Origin of the sequence: Sorangium sp. So ce362 (assembly GCF_051519845.1) — a bacterium.
In the GTDB taxonomy this organism is placed as follows: domain Bacteria; phylum Myxococcota_A; class Polyangia; order Polyangiales; family Polyangiaceae; genus Sorangium.
In genome coordinates, this window is the sequence record NZ_CP150332.1 from 5,018,805 (window position 1) to 5,038,271 (window position 19,467).

The 19,467-nt window shown below is 71.8% G+C and carries 15 protein-coding genes and 1 tRNA gene; 6 read left to right on the forward strand and 10 right to left on the reverse strand.

Annotated features, from left to right (window positions below; all coding sequences use genetic code 11):
* Positions 1–23 precede the first annotated feature (23 nt).
* The 8 genes from WMF17_RS19460 to WMF17_RS19495 form a co-directional block, all read right to left on the reverse strand.
* Positions 24–827, reverse strand: a complete 804-nt coding sequence (locus WMF17_RS19460) for a TatD family hydrolase (protein ID WP_437650698.1) — start codon at positions 825–827, stop codon at positions 24–26.
* A gap of 8 nt (positions 828–835) precedes the next feature.
* The gene (locus tag WMF17_RS19465; protein ID WP_437650699.1) at positions 836–3,238 is read right to left on the reverse strand and encodes a PrkA family serine protein kinase; all 2,403 of its coding nucleotides are present in this window, start codon (positions 3,236–3,238) and stop codon (positions 836–838) included.
* Between the two features lie 24 nt (positions 3,239–3,262).
* Positions 3,263–3,739, reverse strand: coding sequence for a hypothetical protein (locus tag WMF17_RS19470; protein WP_437603574.1), 477 nt, complete (start codon positions 3,737–3,739; stop codon positions 3,263–3,265).
* Between the two features lie 212 nt (positions 3,740–3,951).
* A complete protein-coding gene (locus WMF17_RS19475) occupies positions 3,952–5,214 on the reverse strand; it encodes a serine/threonine-protein kinase (RefSeq protein WP_437603575.1) in 1,263 nt (420 codons plus the stop codon).
* Positions 5,215–5,227: 13 nt separating this feature from the next.
* Positions 5,228–5,983, reverse strand: coding sequence for a zinc ribbon domain-containing protein (locus tag WMF17_RS19480; protein ID WP_437650700.1), 756 nt, complete (start codon positions 5,981–5,983; stop codon positions 5,228–5,230).
* A 35-nt stretch (positions 5,984–6,018) separates the two neighbouring features.
* A tRNA-Ile gene (locus WMF17_RS19485) sits at positions 6,019–6,092 on the reverse strand.
* A gap of 220 nt (positions 6,093–6,312) precedes the next feature.
* Positions 6,313–7,302 carry a formylglycine-generating enzyme family protein gene (locus WMF17_RS19490; RefSeq protein WP_437650701.1) on the reverse strand — a complete coding sequence of 330 codons (990 nt, stop codon included), beginning with the start codon at positions 7,300–7,302 and terminating at the stop codon, positions 6,313–6,315.
* Between the two features lies 1 nt (position 7,303).
* Positions 7,304–8,353, reverse strand: a complete 1,050-nt coding sequence (locus tag WMF17_RS19495) for an SUMF1/EgtB/PvdO family nonheme iron enzyme (RefSeq protein WP_437603578.1) — start codon at positions 8,351–8,353, stop codon at positions 7,304–7,306.
* A 291-nt stretch (positions 8,354–8,644) separates the two neighbouring features.
* Here WMF17_RS19495 and uvrA point away from each other — a divergent pair, with 291 nt between their 5' ends.
* Entirely contained in the window at positions 8,645–11,614 is a 2,970-nt protein-coding gene (gene uvrA, locus WMF17_RS19500) for an excinuclease ABC subunit UvrA (protein ID WP_437650702.1), read from the forward strand.
* Positions 11,615–11,740: 126 nt separating this feature from the next.
* Here the strand turns inward: uvrA and WMF17_RS19505 are convergent, their stop codons facing one another.
* Positions 11,741–12,103 (reverse strand): TraR/DksA family transcriptional regulator, encoded by a 363-nt coding sequence (locus tag WMF17_RS19505; RefSeq protein WP_437603580.1) that lies wholly within the window; start codon positions 12,101–12,103, stop codon positions 11,741–11,743.
* 501 nt (positions 12,104–12,604) lie between these two features.
* On the opposite strand from WMF17_RS19505, the gene WMF17_RS19510 reads away from it, so the two are divergent.
* Together WMF17_RS19510 and WMF17_RS19515 are read left to right on the forward strand one after the other, a co-directional pair.
* On the forward strand, positions 12,605–13,516 hold the full coding sequence (locus WMF17_RS19510; RefSeq protein WP_437650703.1) for an NUDIX hydrolase: 912 nt from the start codon (positions 12,605–12,607) through the stop codon (positions 13,514–13,516).
* A gap of 3 nt (positions 13,517–13,519) precedes the next feature.
* The gene (locus tag WMF17_RS19515) at positions 13,520–14,107 is read left to right on the forward strand and encodes a response regulator (protein WP_437603582.1); all 588 of its coding nucleotides are present in this window, start codon (positions 13,520–13,522) and stop codon (positions 14,105–14,107) included.
* A gap of 40 nt (positions 14,108–14,147) precedes the next feature.
* Here the strand turns inward: WMF17_RS19515 and WMF17_RS19520 are convergent, their stop codons facing one another.
* Positions 14,148–16,010, reverse strand: a complete 1,863-nt coding sequence (locus WMF17_RS19520) for an N-acetylmuramoyl-L-alanine amidase (RefSeq protein ID WP_437650704.1) — start codon at positions 16,008–16,010, stop codon at positions 14,148–14,150.
* A 159-nt stretch (positions 16,011–16,169) separates the two neighbouring features.
* Between WMF17_RS19520 and WMF17_RS19525 the strand changes: the two genes are divergently transcribed.
* The 3 genes from WMF17_RS19525 to WMF17_RS19535 all read left to right on the forward strand — a co-directional run bounded on the left by WMF17_RS19525 (position 16,170) and on the right by WMF17_RS19535 (position 19,458).
* Positions 16,170–16,580, forward strand: coding sequence for a YbjN domain-containing protein (locus WMF17_RS19525; RefSeq protein ID WP_437650705.1), 411 nt, complete (start codon positions 16,170–16,172; stop codon positions 16,578–16,580).
* Between the two features lie 133 nt (positions 16,581–16,713).
* Positions 16,714–17,967 (forward strand): hypothetical protein, encoded by a 1,254-nt coding sequence (locus WMF17_RS19530; protein WP_437650706.1) that lies wholly within the window; start codon positions 16,714–16,716, stop codon positions 17,965–17,967.
* 90 nt (positions 17,968–18,057) lie between these two features.
* Positions 18,058–19,458, forward strand: coding sequence for a hypothetical protein (locus WMF17_RS19535; protein ID WP_437650707.1), 1,401 nt, complete (start codon positions 18,058–18,060; stop codon positions 19,456–19,458).
* Positions 19,459–19,467 lie beyond the last annotated feature (9 nt).

Below are 19,467 nucleotides of genomic sequence, written 5' to 3' on the forward strand. Positions count from 1 at the left end.
GGCGCCGCTGGCGCGGGCTCGTCTCAGACGGTGGGCGAGGCGAGCGCGTCGGCCTTCGGGAGCCGCAGCCGCCGGCGGGTGTTCTCCGCGGTGCGCGCGGCCAGCGCCTCGAAGGGCTCGCCCCGGAGCTCCGCGACGAAGCGGGCCGTGTGCAGCACGTGCCCTGGCTCGCACCGCTTTCCGCGGAACGGCACGGGCGCGAGGTAGGGGCTGTCGGTCTCGACCAGGATCCGGTCCCCGGGAGCCCACGCGGCGACCTCCTGGATCGCACGCGCGCTCTTGAAGGTGACGATGCCGGAGAACGAGATGTCGAAGTCGAGCGCGAGCGCCCGCTCGGCGAACGCGCGATCCTCGGAGAAGCAGTGGATGATGCCGCCCACGTCGCTCGCCCCTGCCCGCTCCAGGATCGCGAGCGTGTCCTCCGGCGCCTCGCGCGTGTGGATGACGATCGGCTTCTCGACCCTCCGCGCGAGGGCGACGAGGTCGGCGAAGACGCGCTGCTGCGTGTCCCTGGGCGAGTGCATGTAGTGGTAGTCGAGGCCGATCTCGCCGACGGCCACGACCTCGGGGCGGCGCGCGAGCACCTCGATCTCCGCGAGCATCCTGTCGTCCATGGCGGAGGCGTCGTGCGGATGGACGCCGACCGCGGCGTGCACGTCGGCGCGCCGCGCCGCGAGATCCGCGGCGAAGCGCGCCGCCGAGAGATCGGCGTCGACGCCGACGACCACGAACGCGTCGACGCCGGCGGCCCGCGCGCGGTCGAGGACGGCGTCCGCGCCCTCGCGGAAATGCTGCGGATCGACGTGGCAGTGCGAGTCGATGAGCATGCTTCGGCTCAGGTGACGAGCTCCGCGAAGCGCGCGCGGAGCAGCGCGCTCGCGGCGTCGAGCGCGCAGCGGTCGCAGTAGCCCATCCCGCGCAGCCGCTCCAGCGCGCGCGTCGCGTTCCTGCGCTCCTCCTCGCGCAGCTCGCCCCAGCCCTTGTCGGACTTGCCGTCGCTCTGCGCGTCGCGGAGGAGCGCGACCAGGTCGCGGACGAGCAGCGCTACGCCCTTGCGCCGCTCCGTGAACACCGCCTCCCGCACCTTGCGGATCTGCTGCGGGAACACGACCGCGTTCACGATCCTCTGGCCCGGGTGATCGATGGCCCACGCGGCGATCGCCGAGATCAAGCCGCGCCGGTGATCGTCGTGCTTCGTGCGGACGCCGAGCAGCGCCTCCACCTCGCGCATCATGCGCTCGTCCGGGTTCTCGAAGTCGCCGGTGTGCGGGTTCCGGATCTTCTCCCCCTTCACCCAGACGCCGACGTGGGAGATGTACCGATCGAACAGCTCGGCGTAGCGGGTCTCGTCGACGAGGCCGCTGGCCGTCCGCATCTCCTCCTCGAGCGTGTCGAGCAGGCGCGTGCGCACGACCTCGCGGAAGAGCCGGTGGTCGTGGTAGCCGCCCGCGAGCTGCTTCTCCTTGAGCCAGTCGTACTCCGCCTGCCGCTTGCAGAGCGCGTCGAGCTCCGACAGCACGGCGAACGGCGAGAGGCACGTGTGGTCCGCGCTCTGCGCCGCGTCGAGCAGGAGCGACCGCACCTCGCGCGGCGAGACGCCGAGCCGCCCCTCGAAGTCCACGGACGCATCGCTCTCGTGGTAGATGGCCTCGATGCCCGCGCGCAGGACCTTCTGCGCCTCGACGTCAAACCGCTCCGGCGCCGTTCCCGTCGCGAACAGCTCCATCTTCTCGACGGCGGTGAGGCTCGAGACGAGCGGCGCGAGCGCGTCGGGGTACCGCTTCGCCTCCGGCTGACGCATGCGGGTGAGCACGGCGAACTGCGCGGCGACGCGCGTCGCGTGCGGGGCGACGTGGCGGGTCACGAACGGGACGATCTGCGCGTCGTAGATCGTCTGCTCGTCGAGGTAGCTCCGGAGATAGGGCGCGCGCAGGAACTCGAAGCGCCCGCGGAAGCTCGGGAACTCCGGGTGCTCCCGGAAGGCGTTGAGGTGCACGTCGTTGGCGCTGCCGATCATGACGACGTTCGTCTGCACCGTCTGCTGCGGAAGGCTGACCTCGCCCGTCTCCAGCGTGAGCTGGAGGTAGCGGAAGGCGTCGAGCGGGCGCTTCAGGAGATCGCTGAACTCGAGCATGCCCCCGGCGGCCTCGATGAGCTCGCCGTGCGCCTCGAAGAGCGTCGTGGCCTGAAGCGAGGTCGGGAGCGAGGCGAGCGAGCGATCCGCCGTGATCTGCCGCTCGCCGGCGTCGACCGAGAGCTCCGGGCCGATCGTGACGGCGCCGATGCGGTAGTGGCGCGAGATGAAGTACCGCTCGACCTGGACGTGCCGCAGCGTCTCGACGAGCGAGCCGCCGCTCGCCACGAGGAGCGCCTCGAAGACCTGCTGGTTCTTGTGGGACAGCTTGCCGCTCATCAGCCACTCGGGCGGCGGCTCGGCCGCGCCGGCGTCCTCGTAGAGCTTCAGGATGAGCGCCCGCCGCTCGCGCACCGGGAGCAGGAAGAGCGGGTGGTCCCTGAGCTCGATCACGAGCCGGGCGTCGATCTGATCGTCCTCGAGGTGGGCGTAGCTCGTGCCGTCCGCGGCGCTCGCCTTCACGTCGCCGCCGAAGCCGATCGAGCCGCGCATCGTCTTGCGGCTCGGGAACACCCAGTGGAAGCGGTACACGGCGCCCTCGTCGAGCGTCGAGTAGTGCTCCAGGGCGCGCAGCATGCAGGCGGCGAGCGTGCTCTTCGCCGATCCGTTCGGCCCGTGCATCAGGACGAGCCGGTTGGCCCTGCCCTCGCGCACGAAGTTGCAGAGCACCCGGTAGACCTCGGCCTGGAGCTCCTCGTGGCCGATCAGCGCGAAATCCCGCCCGTGGTAGGCGGCCGACGCCATCGCGCCCTGCTGCTCCGGCCCGGTCGGAGGGAGCTCCCACGGGAGATCGAACAGCTGGAAGCGCGTCAGCTCACCCCAGGGCTTCTTGATCGTCCGCGTGCCGAAGTGATCGAACATGTCGCGGACGTAGCGAGCCGCGTCGCGCCCGAAGCGGACCGGGTTGGATGCGAACAGCTCGAGGTACTGCTGGAAAGAGAGGACCCGCTGCTCCTCGCTGAAGCGCCGGGCCATCGACGAGGCGATGGTGTCGAGCTCGGAGAGGGCCTTTCGGGCCCGCTCAGCTGCGCTGCCTTGAACTGTCTGGCTGGGGCCGACCTCGCTGGGCTGGCCCCCCCGGCTACCTGAGGTGTCGTTATTCACGTGGGGCCGAGTTTACCGTTGTGCCTACTGCACGTCGATGACCGCCTCGAGCTCCTGCTTCTGCATCAGACAGTTCGCGGCGCTGCAGATGCTGAAGGAGAGCACGCCCGCCACCTTGGTCTTACCCTTCTTGGCCGCGACGAACGGGACCTTGAGCGTGCCCTTGTTCTCCTCGAACGCGCCGTCTTCTCGCTTGAGCAGGGGCTTCGGGTACGTGACGCCCTCGGCGGCCGCCTCAGCGACCTTGAACTTGATGGGGTACTTGTCGTTGATGTGGTAGTCGCCCTTCGACAGGAGCGAGACCTCGACGACCCCCTCCTGGCCGGCCTTGTACGTCCCCGCCGGCTTCATCTCGAGGGTGTAGACCGCATCCTCGACCTTCGACTTTCCGCCCTGGGGTGATGCCGCAGGCACATCGGCGGCGCCGCGGGAGGTCGCCGCTTCGCTCTGGCTACAGCCCGAGCCGAGGACGGCGAGCCCGGAGAGTGCGATCACGCACATCGCGGCGGAACGGGGCTTGCGGGTCCGAGTTGAAGGATGGGTGCTCATGGTCAACACAAATAACACAGCGGCGGCGTCCGCGCGAACCGGGGGCTCCCGGCGCCCGTGAGGACGGGCGCACCGCGCCGCGGCGCTGGCGGGGCTCACGCGCTGCGGCGATGGACGTCTTCACGCGCTGCGGCGCCGGGCGGGCGCGTCCCCAGCGCGACAGTTCAGCGCGCGATCAGCAGGGCAACGAGCGCGCAGAGCAGCACGGCCGCGCTGGCCACCGCGGGGACGACCCACCGCGGCAAGCGCTGGGGCACCCCCATCACGATATCCTCGGCGAACGCGTCGGCCGCTCCCGGCGACGGTGCGGCGACCGCGGCGACGGGCGGTCGCCCTGCGCGGGCGACGGCCGCGCCCGCGGAGCCTGGGTCGTGGCGGGCCAGGATGGCGGGCATCGCGGCGCGGATCTGCGCCGCGAGCTCCTTCTGCGGCATGCACGCCCAGTCACGGTGAGACCCCGCGAGGCCGTACGCCTGACCGACGCGATCGGCCAGCAGACCGACGGACGGGAGGCGCGCCTCCGGGCTCTTCATGAACGCCGCCTCCATCACCGGATCGAGCGAGGCCGGCACCCCGTACGCCTTGCCCGCCTCGCTCGGGGGCATCGGGTTGCTGCCCATGATGCTGACGAGGATCATCGGGCCGGTCGACGCCTGGAACGGGACACGCCCCGTGACGCACTCGAACACGATCGCCGCGACCGACCAGACGTCGGCGCGATGATCGAGCGCGAGCAGCCCCTGCGCCTGCTCCGGCGACATGTAGAAGGGCGAGCCGATCGTCGTGCCGACGACGGTCAGCTTCTTCGCGCCCTCGCTGTTGTCGCGCACGCTGCCGAAGTCGAGGATCTTCACCCGGTCGCCGTCGTGCGTGCCGACGAGGAAGATGTTGTCCGGCTTGAGATCGCGGTGCACGACCTTGCGCTCGTGGGCCTCGACGAGGCCGAGCGCGACCTGCGACAGCATCCGCACCAGGCGCTCGGGGGGGAGCACCTTGTCGCGCTTCAGGACCGTCCGCAGCTCCTCCCCCTCGAGGTACTCCATGACCAGCGCGAAGCTGTGGTCCTCGGTCCGCTCGAAGGCGAGCACCTCGACGATGTGCTCGTGGGGCAGCGACGCGCTGACCTGGAACTCGCGGTGGAAGCGCTCGACGCTCACCTCGTCGAGCGCGACCTCGGGGTGGAGGATCTTCAGGGCGACGCTGCGGCCGACCTGGAGATCGAGCGCCTGGTAGACGCGCCCCATGCCCCCGTCCGCGACGATGCGCCAGACCTGGTAGCGCCCGCCGCAGAGGGTCGCGCCGACGCGCCGGTCCTCCCGGTGCCTCGGCGGCGAGGCCTGGGCGACGGGGATGAGGCGCTGCCCATCGACCGGGCAGAAGCCGCTGTCATGCGAAAAGAGCCGGAAGCAGGCGGAGCAGGTCTTCAATCCGCACCCGGGATCAGGCGCGGGAAGGGTCCGCGGGCGGCGAGCTGCCCGGCGCGGATTCTGGCGGCATGTAGTAGAGGATCCGGTTGCAGTTAGGGCACCGCTCGAACTCGTCCTGGCGACGCATCTTCTGGAATATCATCGGCGGCACGGACAGGTGGCAGCCGAGGCACGTGCCGTCGTAGGTGCGGGCGATCGCGACGGGCCTGCGTGTGCGGATCGACTCGTAGCGACGGTACAGGACGACCGGCAGCTGGCTGACCACCTGCTGGCGCGCCTCGGCGCGCTGCGCGCGCTCGGCCTCGAGCGCGGCCAGAGACGCCTGCGTCCCCGGCGCGCTGCCGTCGATCGCCCCCGAGAGCTCGACGCGCTTCGCCTCCGCCTGCTCGATCGCCACGCGCGCGCCCTCGGAGGCCGAGTTCAGGCGCTCGATCTCCTCCTCGCGATCGCGGTGCAGCTTGCGCAGCTCCTCGATCTCGCGCTGCGCGGCGTTCGACTCGCGCTCGTTGCGGGAGCGTTGCAGCTTCTCCCGCGAGCGCTCGATCTGGTTCGACATCTGGCGGAACTCGATGACGAGCTCGGAGCGCGTCTTCTCCATGGTCGCCAGGGCTTCCTGATCGGCCTTCAACCGCTCCTCTAGCCGCTTCAGCTCGGACCGCATCCCTTCCAGGCTGCCGCGCTGTTTGTCGAGCTGCTCATCGATGCGGCGGATCTCGCTGTCGATGGCCGACAGCTCTTCGAGGAATGCGATCTGCTCGCGGATGCTCACGTGCTTCCTTGTCTCCTTGTGTTTCGTGGCTTTCGTGGGCCCACCTGGACTCGAACCAGGAACAGCCCGGTTATGAGCCGGGGGCTCTGACCGATTGAGCTATAGGCCCTGGTGCACGAGCGAAGCCCCGATCGGGTCCGCGCACTTTCGCACCGGCCGACAACGTAGTCCAACCCGCGCGCAGTTGGAAGGGGAGCGGTTCGGGCGCCACCGGTTCTCAGCTTCTCAGCGGCTCCATGGCGCTCCGGGGTGGATCGCCCTCCCGACAGCGCCGGCCGCGGGCGGCGCGCGCAGCCGCCCGCGCCAGGCCCGCCCGGGCGGCGATCCCCTCACGGCCCCTGCCGCCCGCCCGGATCGACCATCGGGCTGCGGTGCGGGATGCGGGCCGTCTTGGCGGCGGGGGCCACGGCCTTGCCCCCGTCGAGCGCGTCGGCGCAGCACCGGAACCCGACCTGATAGAAGCGGAACCACCGGTTGTGCGTCGAGGTGACCGGGCGGCACCGCGAGCGGATCGGCCCCCAGTAGCCACCTTTCAGCGTCGATCGAAATGGCTTCTCGTCCAGCTTGCCCAGCTCGTTGTTGATCCACTCGTCGACGTTACCGGTCATGTCGCGCACGCCGAACGGGCTCACGCACCGGTGCATCTCGCCGGACGCGACCCGGCGGTCGAGCCGCTCGACCTCCGCCGAGATCTTCCAGGGGTCGGAGAACGTCTCGAGCACGGGCATCGCGATCTTCCTGTCGATGTTGCAGGCCTCGGGATCGCGAGCGATTCCATAGGGATAGGGCCACATTTGCGGGCCCTCGCACGCGAACTCCCACTCCTCGCCCGAGCAGAGCCGCTTGCCCTCGGTCTCGCAGGCGCGCTTCGCGTCGAGCCAGTTGACCATCACCGCCGGGTGGACGCCCTCGATGTTCGGGTACTCGAACACGTCGATGCAGAAGCGCCGGTGCTGGAGGCGCCCCTCGCAGAGGACCTCGGGCTCGAACCGCGCGCAGATATCCTTCGCCTCGTCCATGTACGCCGCGCAGCGGTGCCCGACGTAGGGGCAGTAGATGCCGTCGACGAGCACCATCCCCTCGAGGCACGCCGCGGCGCTCGCGGGGTTGACGCGCACGTACGCAGGGAGCGGCGGGGGCGGAGGAGGCGCGAGCGCGGGCGGCGCCGGCGCCGGCTCCGGCGCGGGGACGCTCGCCGGCGGCGCCGCGCTCGCGAGGTCGAGCGGCTCCGGCCGCCGCTGCAAGCGCGGGGCGAAGAGGAGCGCGCTCACCAGGGCGGCGACGACGAGAGCGGCGACGAAGGCGAGGCGCTCGCGCATGTCAGTCGTACACGCCGTCCTTCTCGCGGTCGCGCTCGATGAACGGCCGCGGCGGCGGCGTGACGACGCCGTCCACCGTGTCCGCGCAGCAACGGAAGCCGGCCTGGTAGAAGCTGAAGGTCGGCCCGTGCCCCCCCGTCGTGAGGCGGCACGTGTTCCGCACCGGGCCCCAGTAGCCGCCGTTGAGCGTGGCCGGGCGCGGCGTGCCCGGATCATCGGCGAGGTTGTCGGTCCACTCGTCGACGTTGCCGGACAGGTCGTACGCCCCGTAGGCGCTGATGCAGCTCGGGTGCGACCCGATCGGATCGGCCTGCCACAGCCGGGTGATCTCGCCCTCGCGGGTCGCCTCGTCCAGCATCGCGTCGATGTCGAACGCGATCGCCGCGCGATCGATGTTGCAGGGGCTGGGCGTGCGCACGAATCCCCAAGGATAAGGCAGCCGCTTCGGTCCTTCGCAAGCGAGGATCCACTCGGAGCGCCGGCAGAGCCGCTTGCCGATCGAGGCGCAGAGCGACTTCGCCTCGTACCAGTCGACATAGACGCGCGGGAGCTCGCCGACCCGGTTCGGCCACTCGTGGCGGTCGATGCAGAAGCGCCGGTGGTCCACGGCAGCCCGGCAGCGCGCGCCGCGCGCGTACTCGGCGCAGCCGTGGCCGATCCCGTCGCCAGCGCGAGCGCAGACATACGGGAGAGACGGGCAAAAATCGCCGTCCACGAGCGTCATGTCGGCCGGACACGCGGCGCGCGCCACCGGATCGTCCGCGAAGGGATCGACGAGCGGGGCCGCGGAGGCCGGCGGGCTCGCGCCCCGCGGGAGCGGGGCCGGCCCGGGGGGCGAGCCCGGAGCGGACGAGGCCGGCTCCTCCGGGCGAGCGGGCGCGCCGGGCGAGGGGAAAGCCAGCGCCGCAGGCCCCGTGGAACGCGGCGCGGCAGGAAGGGCTGCGGAGCGCCCGGGCGGAGCGGGCGGCATGAGCAGCAGCGCGTCCAGCTCGGGGGCGTACCGCGCCAGGAGCGCGACCGCGCCGAGCGCAGCACCGGCGCCGACCGCCATCAAGAGACTCCTTGGTTGCGCTTCCACGTCACCCCGCGCGCCCCCTCATAATCCAGCTCGCGGCACAGCGACGTGAGAAGAATTGCAAGACATCCGGAAGACCATGTCCGGCGCGGTGCGTCTCGACGCGCTGCACGCCGGAAGAGCGGGAAGATGGGCCGCGCGCGTCGGGCGAGCGGGAAACGTGACGCGCCCTCCGGGAAAGCGGGGAGACGCGCCAGGGGAGCGGGGCGCGACGAGCAGGAGCGCGCCACGCCCGCTTCCGTGTGTGATAGCTCTCCGGTTCCCCCTATGGATCGACTGGTCGTTCGAGGCGCTCGGCAGCACAACCTCAAGAACGTCAGCGTGTCGCTTCCGCGCGACCGCCTGGTGGTGATCACCGGTCCGAGCGGCTCGGGCAAGTCGTCCCTGGCGTTCGACACCATCTACGCGGAGGGGCAGCGACGCTACGTCGAGTCGCTCTCCGCCTACGCGCGGCAGTTCCTCGAGCAGCTGTCCAAGCCCGACGTGGAGTCGATCGAGGGCCTCTCGCCCGCGATCGCGATCGAGCAGCGCGCGCTGGCCAAGAGCCCGCGCTCGACCGTCGGCACGGTGACCGAGATCTCGGACTACCTCCGCCTGCTCTTCGCGCGGGTCGGCACCCCGCACTGTCCCGCGTGCGGCAAGCGCATCGAGGCCCAGACCGTGCAGCAGATCGTCGACCGCATCCTCGATTTCGGGGACAAGACGCGGGTCACGATCATGGCGCCGATCGCGCGGGGCCGGCGCGGCGAGCTGAAGCTCGACATCGAGCGGCTGCGCCGCGAGGGGTTCGTGCGCGCGCGCATCGACGGCGAGATCGTCGACCTCGGCGACGAGATCGTCCTCGACCGAACGCGCGCCCACGACCTCGACGTGGTCGTGGACCGGATCGTGGTCAAGGAGGGCATCAAGGGTCGGCTCACCGACTCGGTCGAGCTCGCCCTCAAGCTGGGCGAAGGCAGGCTGCTCGTCGACATCTCCAGCGACGGCATGAAGATCGAGCCGCTCTGGATGAGCGAGCGCTTCGCGTGCATCGACTGCGGCATCTCCCTGCCGCCGATCGAGCCGCGGATGTTCTCGTTCAACGGCCCGCACGGCGCCTGCCCCGCCTGCGACGGCATCGGGGCGCGGACCCGCATCGATCCCGAGCGCGTGGTCCCCGATCCGCGGCGAACGCTCCGCGAGGGCGCCGTTGTGGCGTGGGGGCGCCGCGGCTCGCTCTCGCTCGCCACGGAGACCGAGCGCGCCGTCAGCACGCTCGGCTGCGATCCGGACGTCCCCTGGGCGAAGCTGCCGGCGGGCGTGCGGCAAGCGATCCTCGACGGGAGCGACGCCCAGGGCGCCGGCGGCCGGGGGAAGAAGAAGGCGGCCTACGAGGGGATCATCCCGCGGCTCGAGCGCCTGCTCAGCAACGGCGAGCCCACCATCGCCGACGAGGAGGAGGCCGATCTCGACGAGGACAGTGCCGCGCTCTCCGACGAGATCGGCCGCTTCGTCATCACGCGGGTGTGCGATGCCTGCGACGGCAGGCGCCTGCGCCCGGAGGCGCTCGCCGTGCGCCTCGGCGAGCGCAACATCGCGGACGTCGGCACCCTGCCGCTGCGCACGCTGCGGGTCTTCCTCGAGGGGCTCATGCCGCCCAAGGAGGGGGCGCCGCGGCCCTCCGGCGACCGAGCCGCCGCGGGCGAGGCCCCGGCCGACAGCGGGCTCGCTCCGCGCGAGCGCGCGATCGCCGAGCCGCTGCTGCGGGCGGTGATCGCGCGCCTCGGGTTCCTCATCGACGTCGGGCTCGACTACCTCACGCTGGACCGCTCCGCGCAGACGCTCTCCGGCGGTGAGGGGCAGCGCATCCGCCTGGCGACGCAGATCGGGGCCGCGCTCGTCGGCGTGCTCTACGTGCTCGACGAGCCCTCGGTGGGCCTGCACGCGCGCGACAACACGCGCCTGCTCGAGGCGCTCCGGCGGCTCGTGGACCTCGGCAACACCGTGATCGTCGTCGAGCACGATCGCGACGCCATCCTCGCGGCCGACCACGTCGTGGACATGGGCCCGGGCGCGGGGGTGCACGGCGGCAACGTGGTAGCGCAGGGCACGCCGGAGGAGCTGAGCGCCGATCCCGCGTCGATCACGGGCCCGTACCTCAGCGGCAAGAAGCAGCTGGCGATCCCCACGAAGCGCCTGCGCCCCGACGGGCGCTTCATCCGCGTGGCCGGCGCGCGGGCGCACAACCTCCGCAACGTGACGGCCGAGATCCCGGTCGGCCTCTTCTGCACGGTCACCGGCGTGTCGGGCTCGGGCAAGTCGAGCCTCATCGTCGACACGCTCCTGCCGGCCGCGAAGAACGAGCTGTACCGGAGCTCCGCCCCGATCGGCGCCTGCGACGGCATCGAGGGCCTCTCGCACATCGACAAGGTGATCTCGATCGACCAGGCCCCCATCGGCCGCACGCCGCGGTCCAACCCGGCGACGTACACGGGCGTCTTCGGGCTTCTCCGCGAGCTCTACGCGGGCCTCCCGGAGGCGAGGACGCGCGGGTACAAGGCGGGCCGCTTCTCGTTCAACGTGAAGGGCGGCCGCTGCGAGGCGTGCCAGGGCGACGGCGTGCTCCGGATCGAGATGCACTTCCTGCCCGACATCTTCGTCACGTGCGAGACGTGCGGGGGGCGCAGGTACAACCGCGAGACGCTCGAGGTGCTCTATCGCGGGATGTCGATCGCGGACGCGCTCGACCTCACGGTCGAGCAGGCGATCGAGCAGTTCGAGGCGCTCCCCCGCGTCCGGGAGCGGCTCGCGGCGCTCGCGCGGGTCGGCCTCGGCTACATCACGCTGGGTCAGCCCGCGACGACGCTCTCGGGCGGCGAGGCGCAGCGCGTGAAGCTCGCGCGCGAGCTCGCGCGCAAGGCCACCGGCCGTACGCTCTACGTGCTCGACGAGCCGACGACGGGCCTGCACTTCTCGGACATCGAGGTGCTCACCGCGAGCCTCACGAGCCTGCGCGACGCCGGGAACACCGTCCTCGTGATCGAGCACAACCTCGACGTGATCGCCTGCAGCGACTGGGTGATCGACCTCGGCCCCGAGGGCGGCGAGCGCGGCGGGACGGTCGTCGCGGCGGGCACCCCGGAGGAGATCGCCCAGGAGGAGGCGTCGTACACCGGCGCATACCTGCGCGAGGTGCTCACGGCGGCCAAGCGCCGCGGCCCGCAGCCCCCGCGCAGCCGCGCCGCGGCCCGCAAATAACAGAACGGGCGTGGCCCCGCCCGGTCCGCACGACGTGGACCGGGGGCGGAGCGCACGCCCGACGGCGCGGAGGCACAACCGCGCGTGAAGACCGCCGACCCGGGGGCCTTCACGCGCAGCGCGGCGTCAGCCGTAGTCCTTCTCGACCCTCTCCTGGTCCTCTTTGCAGCGGATGCAGAGGGTCGTCTCGGGGCGCGCCTCGAGGCGCTTCGCCGAGATCTCCTCCTCGCACTCCTCGCACTTGCCGAACGAGCCGTCCTCGATCTTCAAGAGCGCCTTCTGGATCTTGTCGAGGAACGACTTCTCGCGACCGCGGAGCCGGAAGGTGAACGACTGCAGGTACTCGCTCGACGCGAGATCCATCTCGTCAGGGAGATCGTTCGCGTCGAGCATCATGTCCTCGGTCAGCGTTTGCTTGGCCTTCTTGACGATCTCGTCGCGCTTCGTCTCAAGCAGGGTCTTGAACTTTTTCAGCTGGGCCTTGTTCATAGGTCCTCTCGCGTCGAATGCGCCGTGCGGCGCTGCCGTCTGAGCTCCCTGGCGCATGCAAGCCGCGGGGCGTTCGACCCCCAGCTGCCGGAACGGGGCTTACGGCTCCGCGACATGTCCGGAGAGGCCAGATAGCCCCCCGAAATAGCAAGGCGCGGGATTCTAGGCTTGAGCGCCGTGCCCGTCAACGACGCCTCCGTCGGTGGCAGAGCTCGCCTGATCCACGCGGCAAATAACGCAGTTTCTCCGACCATGGCCGCGACCGATCGCTCGCTGCGGCATCGATGTCGGGAGAGCGTGGAAAGCACTTGCGGGAAGTCCCCGAGTCGCCGGAAAAGGCGGCTGTTTTGGCCCCAAACGCGCATGCTCACCGCAGAGTACGCCGGAAATGAGACGCAGCGGACGGTTTGACGAAAGACAGCTCACGTGGAACAAATTTATCCCATATTGCTGGATTTCGATCAGAACCGAACCGCGGTCCGACCTCGCGATGCCGCCACGGTGATCGTCCTGCGCGACGATCGCGCGGGGATCGAGGTGTTCTGCGTCCGCCGCCACGCGAGCTCGAGCTTCATGGGCGGCGCCGTTGTGTTCCCCGGTGGGAAGGTGGACGCGCAGGACGGCGCGGAAGTCTGGAGGGATCGGGCGACCGCGCCGCCGGCGCGCGCCGCCGCGTTCGCGACAGACACGGCGCCGGCGCAATCCCTGTGCGTGGCGGCGTGCCGCGAGACGCTGGAGGAAGGGGCGATCCTGCCGACGGATCCGCCGCTGTCCGGCGACGAGATCGACGCGGTCGGGCGGGAGCTTGCCGCCGGGACGCCGCTCGACGCGATCCTCGCCCGGCGTGGCCTGAAGCTCGCCCTCGCGGCGCTCGTGCCGTGGGCCCGGTGGATCACGCCCATCGCCGAGACGCGCCGCTTCGACGCGCGCTTCTTCCTGCTGCCGCTGCCGCGCGGCCAGATCGGGCGCCACGACGGGCACGAGACGACGATGAGCTTCTGGGCCGCGCCTTCGGAGGTGCTGGAGCGCGCCGAGCGTGGCGAGATCTTTCTCGCTCCGCCGACTTCGCGCGCGCTCGAGCTGCTCTCCGCGGTCGCGGACGTGCGCAGCGCCGTGGCGCTCGCGGAACGCCAGCCGCTCCTGCCGATCTGTCCGCGCTTCGTCCCGGGCGATGGGGCCGAGCCGCCGTACCTGGCGCTGCCGGGCGACCCTTCGCACGAGATCCGCGAGCGACACACCGAGGGGTCGACCCGTTATGTCCTGCGCAACGGGCGCTTCGTCACCGAAGAATGCTGCGCACATGGATCCCCGATCCACATCAAACAGGAACGAGAGCCCAGATCCACGACCCGCTTCGACACCCCCCTGACGAATGCCCCCTCCGTGCCGGCGACGCCTGATCTCGAGGAGTGAGCCATGGAAACGAACCCGAAAGAGAACACGACGCAGCCCGAGCTGTTCACCGCGAGCGACGTCGCGCGCTTCTGTCAGGTGGACCTCAAGACCATCCACAACTGGGCGGACAAGGGGGAAATCCGCCACTTCCGCACGCCGGGACGGCACCTCCGCTTCCGACGGCTGGACGTGCTCGATTTCCTCCGGAAGTACGGCTACCCGATCCCCGAGATCCTGCGGATGGGCAAGCCGAAGGTCGTCGTGGTCGACGACGACCCCGCCGTCCTCGCCGCGCTCCGCAAGACCCTCTCGCGGAGGTTCGATCTGACCACGTTCCAGGATCCGTTCGACGCCCTCGTCGCGGTGGGCAACCTCCAGCCCGACGCGCTCATCCTGGACGTCATGATGCCGGGCCTCGACGGGGTGCGCTGCCTGGAGCGCCTCCGGTCCATCGACGCGACCTCGCACATCCGCTGTATCGTGTACTCGAACCACGACGAGATGAAGAAGAACGCGACCGAGGCCGGCGCCTACGACTTCATCAAGAAGGGCGAGGCCAGCGAGCTGCGCGACTCGCTCGAGCGGCTCATGGGCCTCGAGCGGGGGTGATCCCGGCGCGGGCGACGCCTGCGCGGGCCGGCCTCGCCCTTCACTTGCCCTCGCGGTAGGCGCGGATCGCGTTCACGATGGCGTCCGCCATCTTCTGCCGGAAATCGGCGGTGGCGAGGCGGGCCTCGTCCTCGGGGTTCGAGATGAACGCGGTCTCGAACAGCGCGGCCGGCATGTCGGCGCCCGCGAGGACGAAGAACCCCGCGCCCTTGACGCCCTGATCCTTCGTGTCGGGGTAGCGGGGCGACAGCGAGGCGAGCGACGACCGCTGGAGGAGCTCGGCGAAGTGGCGCGAGCGGGCCGCCATGTCGCCGACGTTGAGGTTCGACAGGATCGCCGCCACCTCGCGGCGGGCGTCGGGATCGCCAGGGTCCACGCCCTGCCCTCCCCTGGCGGCGCGGGCGGCGTTCTCGCGCGCCGCGAGCGCGGCCGACGTCCCCTCGGCGTCGTTGGGCGCCGCGAGCGAGAAGGTCTGGACCCCGCGAGCGCGGCCGTTGTCGCTCGCGTTGCAGTGGATCGAGACGAACAGGTCGGCGTGGAACGCGTTCGCGCGCGCGGTGCGGAGATCGAGCGGGACGTAGACGTCGCTGTCCCGGGTGAGGAGCGTCTCGATCTTGAGCTCGCGCGCGAGGAGCGGGGCGACGCGGTGGGCGACGTCGAGCGTCACGTCCTTCTCCTTCAACCCAGTGGGGCCGACCGCGCCGGTGTCGTTGCCGCCGTGCCCCGGGTCGATCGCGACGCGCCGGACATCCCGCGCGCCGCCGGGCTTGCCCTCGTCGTCGCGCACCGGAGGGCGAGTGCTCACGTCGACGACGATCCGGAACGGCTCGGGCAGGTAGAAGACCCGGCGATGCAGGTTGGCGGCGAGATCGAGGACGACACGCGTGCCCTTCGGCTGCACGCCGACGCGCACGCGCCGCAGGACGCCGCCGACCTCGATCTCGCGCGCGACGCCGCGCGACGTCGCCCCCGCGATGTCGACGAAGACGCGCGCGTCCCTGCCGGCGGTCTCGTCCGCCGGGAGCGTGCCGACGTCGAACGTCGTCGGCGCGGACAGCTCGATGACCACGCGCGCCCCCTTGTCCGAGCCGTGCCGCTCGATCGCAGTGACCTTCACCGGGCCCGTGGGCGCGGCGGACGCCGGGGGGGCGACGACGAGATCGCCGGAGGCGTCGGCGGTCGTCACCTGCACCGCGCCCGCGGCGCTCGCCGGCGCGGCGGAGGTGCCCGGCGCAGACCCCGGCGCGAGCGCGAGCGCGACGCCCTCGACGCGGTGACCTTCCTGCTCCAGCGCGCGCAGCGCTTCCCCGCTGGGCCGGTAGGCGGCGGCCTGCGCCAGCGCGACCGCGATGGCGCCGAGGCACGGCGAGAGCGCGGGCGGCGCGCCGCCGGACGGCGCGGGCGGGGCGAGGGCCGCGTAGCGCCGCGAGACCAGGTAGAGCTCGCGGTACGCGACGGCGGCGTCGTGGGCGAGCTCACCGGCGAGCAGCGCTCGGCGGCGCTCGGCCTGGCACGCGCGCTCGACGAGGGCCGGATCGGCCAGGGCGCGAAAGGCGGTCGCCGCGGCGCCGTACAGCTCCATCGCCTCGCGCGCGTCGGTGGCCGCCTGATCGAGGCGGAAGAGCCGCACGCGAAGGTCGCCGGCGAGCTCCGCGAGCGAGGCAGCCTGGGCCCCGGCCCCGGCCCGCGACGACGCGATGGCGACGGCGTCCGCGAGAGCGACCGTCTCGGCGCGGGGCGGGAGCAGCGCGCCCGGATCGAGCAGCGCGACGGCGCGCTGCTCGTCGGAGGGGGCGGCGGGCGCAGCGGGCGCGCCGCCCTCGGCGCTGCACCCGAGGGTGTGCGCGGCCGCGGCGAAAAGCGTGATCGCCGCGAAGGCCGGGGCGCTACGATGCAGCTGCACTGGGGTGGTGCGCCGTCGGCTCGCCAGAGCAGCCCCGCGCGCCGAGTGAATGGCGATACGTCCCGGAGGTTTCACGTGCCCGACCTCACGCCCACTTCATCCACAGAACCCCTCTACGCGGATCGTGCGTCGGGGGAGAGGTTTGCTGACGCGACGAGCATGGTCAACGCGTATCTCGCCCGGTACGCCGCGAGCTCTCGGGGCGGGGCCGGATCTCGAGCGGGCGCGAACACGCTCGACGAGACCGGATACGCGCAGCTCCAGCACGGGAGCGCGACGATCGGGGTCAACGTGCTCGAGGCCCAGGGGGTCCTGATGGTCTTCGCTCCCATCATGGCCGTCCCCCTGAGCGGGCGGGAGGCCGTCTACCGGCGCCTCCTGGAGCTCAGCTTCATCGCCACCTCGGACGCGGCGTTCGCGATCGACAGGTCGCGCGACGAGGTGGTGGTGCGCTGCCTGCGGCGACTCAGCGCGCTCGAGTACGAAGAGTTCGAGGATATCGTCACGACGGTGAGCCAGGTCGCCGATACCTGGGACGACGCGCTCCTGCGCGAGTTGCGCGGCGGATGAGCGGGTCGCGATGCCTTCCGGGGGGCGGTCTCGGGAGGCGCACGCCCCGGGCCCTCGCGCGGCAGGTCGGTAACGCGCGGATCCGTCGCGAGATTGCGGTTCGGCGGATGCGGGTGGTAAGTTCCTCACCGCGATGACTGCGGGGGAGCGACCGACGACCGCGGAACCTGGCGAACGCTCCCTCTCTGCGGAGGAAGCGGATCGGATCGCGGCGTCGATCCGGCCTTCCTGGGAGGCGTTCGACGAGCAGTCGACAGCGCGGGGTGGCGAGCGCGGCGGCGCCCCCGAGCCGGAGACCGGCGCCCCCGCCGCGAGACCGCCGGAAGCCCCGGCGGCGCCCCTGGGCGAAGCGCCGGCTGCGTGGCGAGAGCCCGCGACGGCGTCGTTCCCCGCTGCGTCGACCGCGCCCGCGGCCCGCGTGCTCGAAGCGCCGCCGGCCGGCGCGTCCGACGTGTCCGACACCGTGATCGAGGGGGTCCCGACCATCGCCATCGGCGACGACGTGCAGGGGGCGCCCGCAGCGGAGGCCACGCCCCACGGCGCGGGGAGCACACCGGGTGCCGGTGTGCACGCCAGCCCCTCGCCTCAGCCGCTCGCGGACACGCAGACGACCGGCAGCGCTTCCAGCGCAGGCGCCACGGGCACGACGGACAGCGGCGCGGCGAGGCCGGGCGAGCCCCCCGCGCCCGCGGGAAAAACGCGCGTGGGAATGGGCGAGCCGGATGCGGTGGCCGGCGCGTCGACGGCCGAGCGCGGCGCCGGGGCCGACGCACGGCCCGCGGAGCCGCAGGCGCGTCCGGAGGCGGCGCCCTCCCCGCCCCGCGAGGGTGAGCCGCCGTCTGCGCGGCCTGCGCGCACGCGATCTCGTGCGGCGCATCCGGCGGTGGGGAGCGCCGACGCGGTGGCTGCATCCGCCGCCCGCACGGAGGACCACGATCCGATCGAGATCCCCGTGTCCAGGCCGAACAAGATGGCGCTGCGGCTCGTCATCGCCCTCGTGGGCGCGGTCTTCGTGTTCTTCGTCGTCCGGGCCATGCGTCACGACGACGATGGCGTGGATCCCGGGCCCCCGACGGCCTCGCCGACGACGGAGGCGCCGCCCGCAGCGGCCGCGGCAACCCCCGCCGCCACCGCGCAAGCGACGGCCGGCGACCCGCCTGCCGCCGCAGCCACGGAAGGCAGCGCTGGACCGACGCCGAGCGCCTCAGCGCCGGTGAGCCCTCCGGCTCCCACGGCGACGATGTCTGCCACCACGGCGATGCCCACGGCGCCGGCGGCCGGGCCCAAGACAGCCCCCGCACCGAAGAGGCCTGCGCCGACGCAGCGTGGGACGAGCTCCACCGGAGGCAACAAGAGCGGCGGCATCATCCGCGATGCGCCTTTCTGAAGCGCACCCGTTTCCCGCCTCGTCAGCGAGGCTTGCTGCAGTCGTTATCTTCCGCTGACGCCGACGAGGCGAAGCCCGACCTGAGGAGCCATGAAAACACGCGCCTGCGCCCCCGTCCTCCTGCTCTCGCTCATCGCGCCAGCTGTGCTCACCGAGGCCGGGCTCACCTCCTCTTTTCTCAGCGAGCCGCTGAGCTTCGCGCAGTCGTCCGATCCCGTCACGGAGGTCGCGCGCCAGCGTTACGAGGAAGGGGTCAAGGCGTATGACGCCGGTCGGTTCGAGGATGCGCGGACGGCGTTTCTCCAGGTCTACGCGCTCAAGCGACACCCGGCCGTGCTGCTCAACCTCGGACAGAGCGAGCTTCGCTCCAATCACCTGGAGGATGCCGGCAAGCACCTCCAGCAGTTCCTGCACGAGCACACAACCGCGACCCCGGAGCAGCGCGCCGCCGCGGAGAAGGCGATCGCCGACGTCAAGCGACGGACCGGCTTCCTCATCGTGACCGCCGACGCGAACGGCGCGGACATCAGCGTGGACGGCGTCCTCGTCGGCAAGGCGCCGCTGCCCGATCCTGTGTTCGTGACCCCCGGCAAGCACACCCTGTTCGCGACCTATCAGGACCGATCCGCGACCCTCCAGGTGGACGCGAAGATCGGCACAGCCACGCCCGCGACGCTGACCCTGGGAACGACCGGTGCGCCCATTGCCGGCGCGCCGACGCCCGCGCCGGGTGTACCGCCGACCGCGCCCACCTCGGCCTCGCCGGCAGCGGTCCCGCCAACGCCGGCGCAGCCTCCCGCGGTGGACACCGCGCAGCCGGCCCCCGGCGTGCCGACACCGGGCGCGGCGGCACCGGGCGTGCCGGCCCCCGGCGCGGCGGCACCGGGCGCGACGACACCCGGAGCGACAGCGCCGAGCACCTCGCCCGCAGCGCCGACGAGCCCCGGTGGGCTGAGCTTCTCGACGAGCAACACGATGGGCTCGATGAGCCCGGACCAGAGCTCCGGCGGTCGCGAGCCGTTCTTCCACTGGTACGCACGCAAGCCGCTCGCCTGGGCGGGGACCGGCATCGCGGGGGTCGGTCTGGTCATGGGGATCGTCGGGTCGACCCTCGCCGTCAACGCGAGCAGCAACGCCGACGACGTCGGAACGCAGATCAAAGCGTACGTCGCGAGCCACGAGAGCATGATCCCCGCAAACCGCAGGTCCCAACCCTGCGGCGCGCGCGTGGATCCGTCGGGCGACCTCCCCGGCTTCGAGACCGCGTGCGGGCGCCTCCGGGGGGAGCTCGACAGCTACGACGGCGCGCTCCCCTGGGCGATCACAGGCTGGGTCCTCCTCGGCGTCGGGGTCGTCGGCACCGCGACGTACGCCATGGTCGACTGGTATCCCCGGAAACAGCAGGCCGCGTCCGACGGCCCGCGCGTCACCGTGATCGCGCCGTTCGTGGCGCCCGGTCAGGCCGCCCTCGGCGTCGCGGGCACCTTCTAGCTCCTCCCA

Coding starts and splice junctions, on each gene's coding strand:
- WMF17_RS19460 (WP_437650698.1), bottom strand. CDS start 827: ATGCTCATCGACTCGCACTGCCACGTCGATCCGCAGCATTTCCGCGAG.
- WMF17_RS19495 (WP_437603578.1), bottom strand. CDS start 8,353: ATGGCGGTCGGCGCCGGTGCTGCGCTCGGCGCGGTCGCGCTCCTGGCG.
- WMF17_RS19515 (WP_437603582.1), top strand. CDS start 13,520: ATGGAAACGAACCCGAAAGAGAACACGACGCAGCCCGAGCTGTTCACC.
- WMF17_RS19505 (WP_437603580.1), bottom strand. CDS start 12,103: ATGAACAAGGCCCAGCTGAAAAAGTTCAAGACCCTGCTTGAGACGAAG.
- WMF17_RS19535 (WP_437650707.1), top strand. CDS start 18,058: ATGAAAACACGCGCCTGCGCCCCCGTCCTCCTGCTCTCGCTCATCGCG.
- uvrA (WP_437650702.1), top strand. CDS start 8,645: ATGGATCGACTGGTCGTTCGAGGCGCTCGGCAGCACAACCTCAAGAAC.
- WMF17_RS19490 (WP_437650701.1), bottom strand. CDS start 7,302: ATGCGCGAGCGCCTCGCCTTCGTCGCCGCTCTCGTCGTCGCCGCCCTG.
- WMF17_RS19470 (WP_437603574.1), bottom strand. CDS start 3,739: ATGTGCGTGATCGCACTCTCCGGGCTCGCCGTCCTCGGCTCGGGCTGT.
- WMF17_RS19525 (WP_437650705.1), top strand. CDS start 16,170: ATGGTCAACGCGTATCTCGCCCGGTACGCCGCGAGCTCTCGGGGCGGG.
- WMF17_RS19530 (WP_437650706.1), top strand. CDS start 16,714: ATGACTGCGGGGGAGCGACCGACGACCGCGGAACCTGGCGAACGCTCC.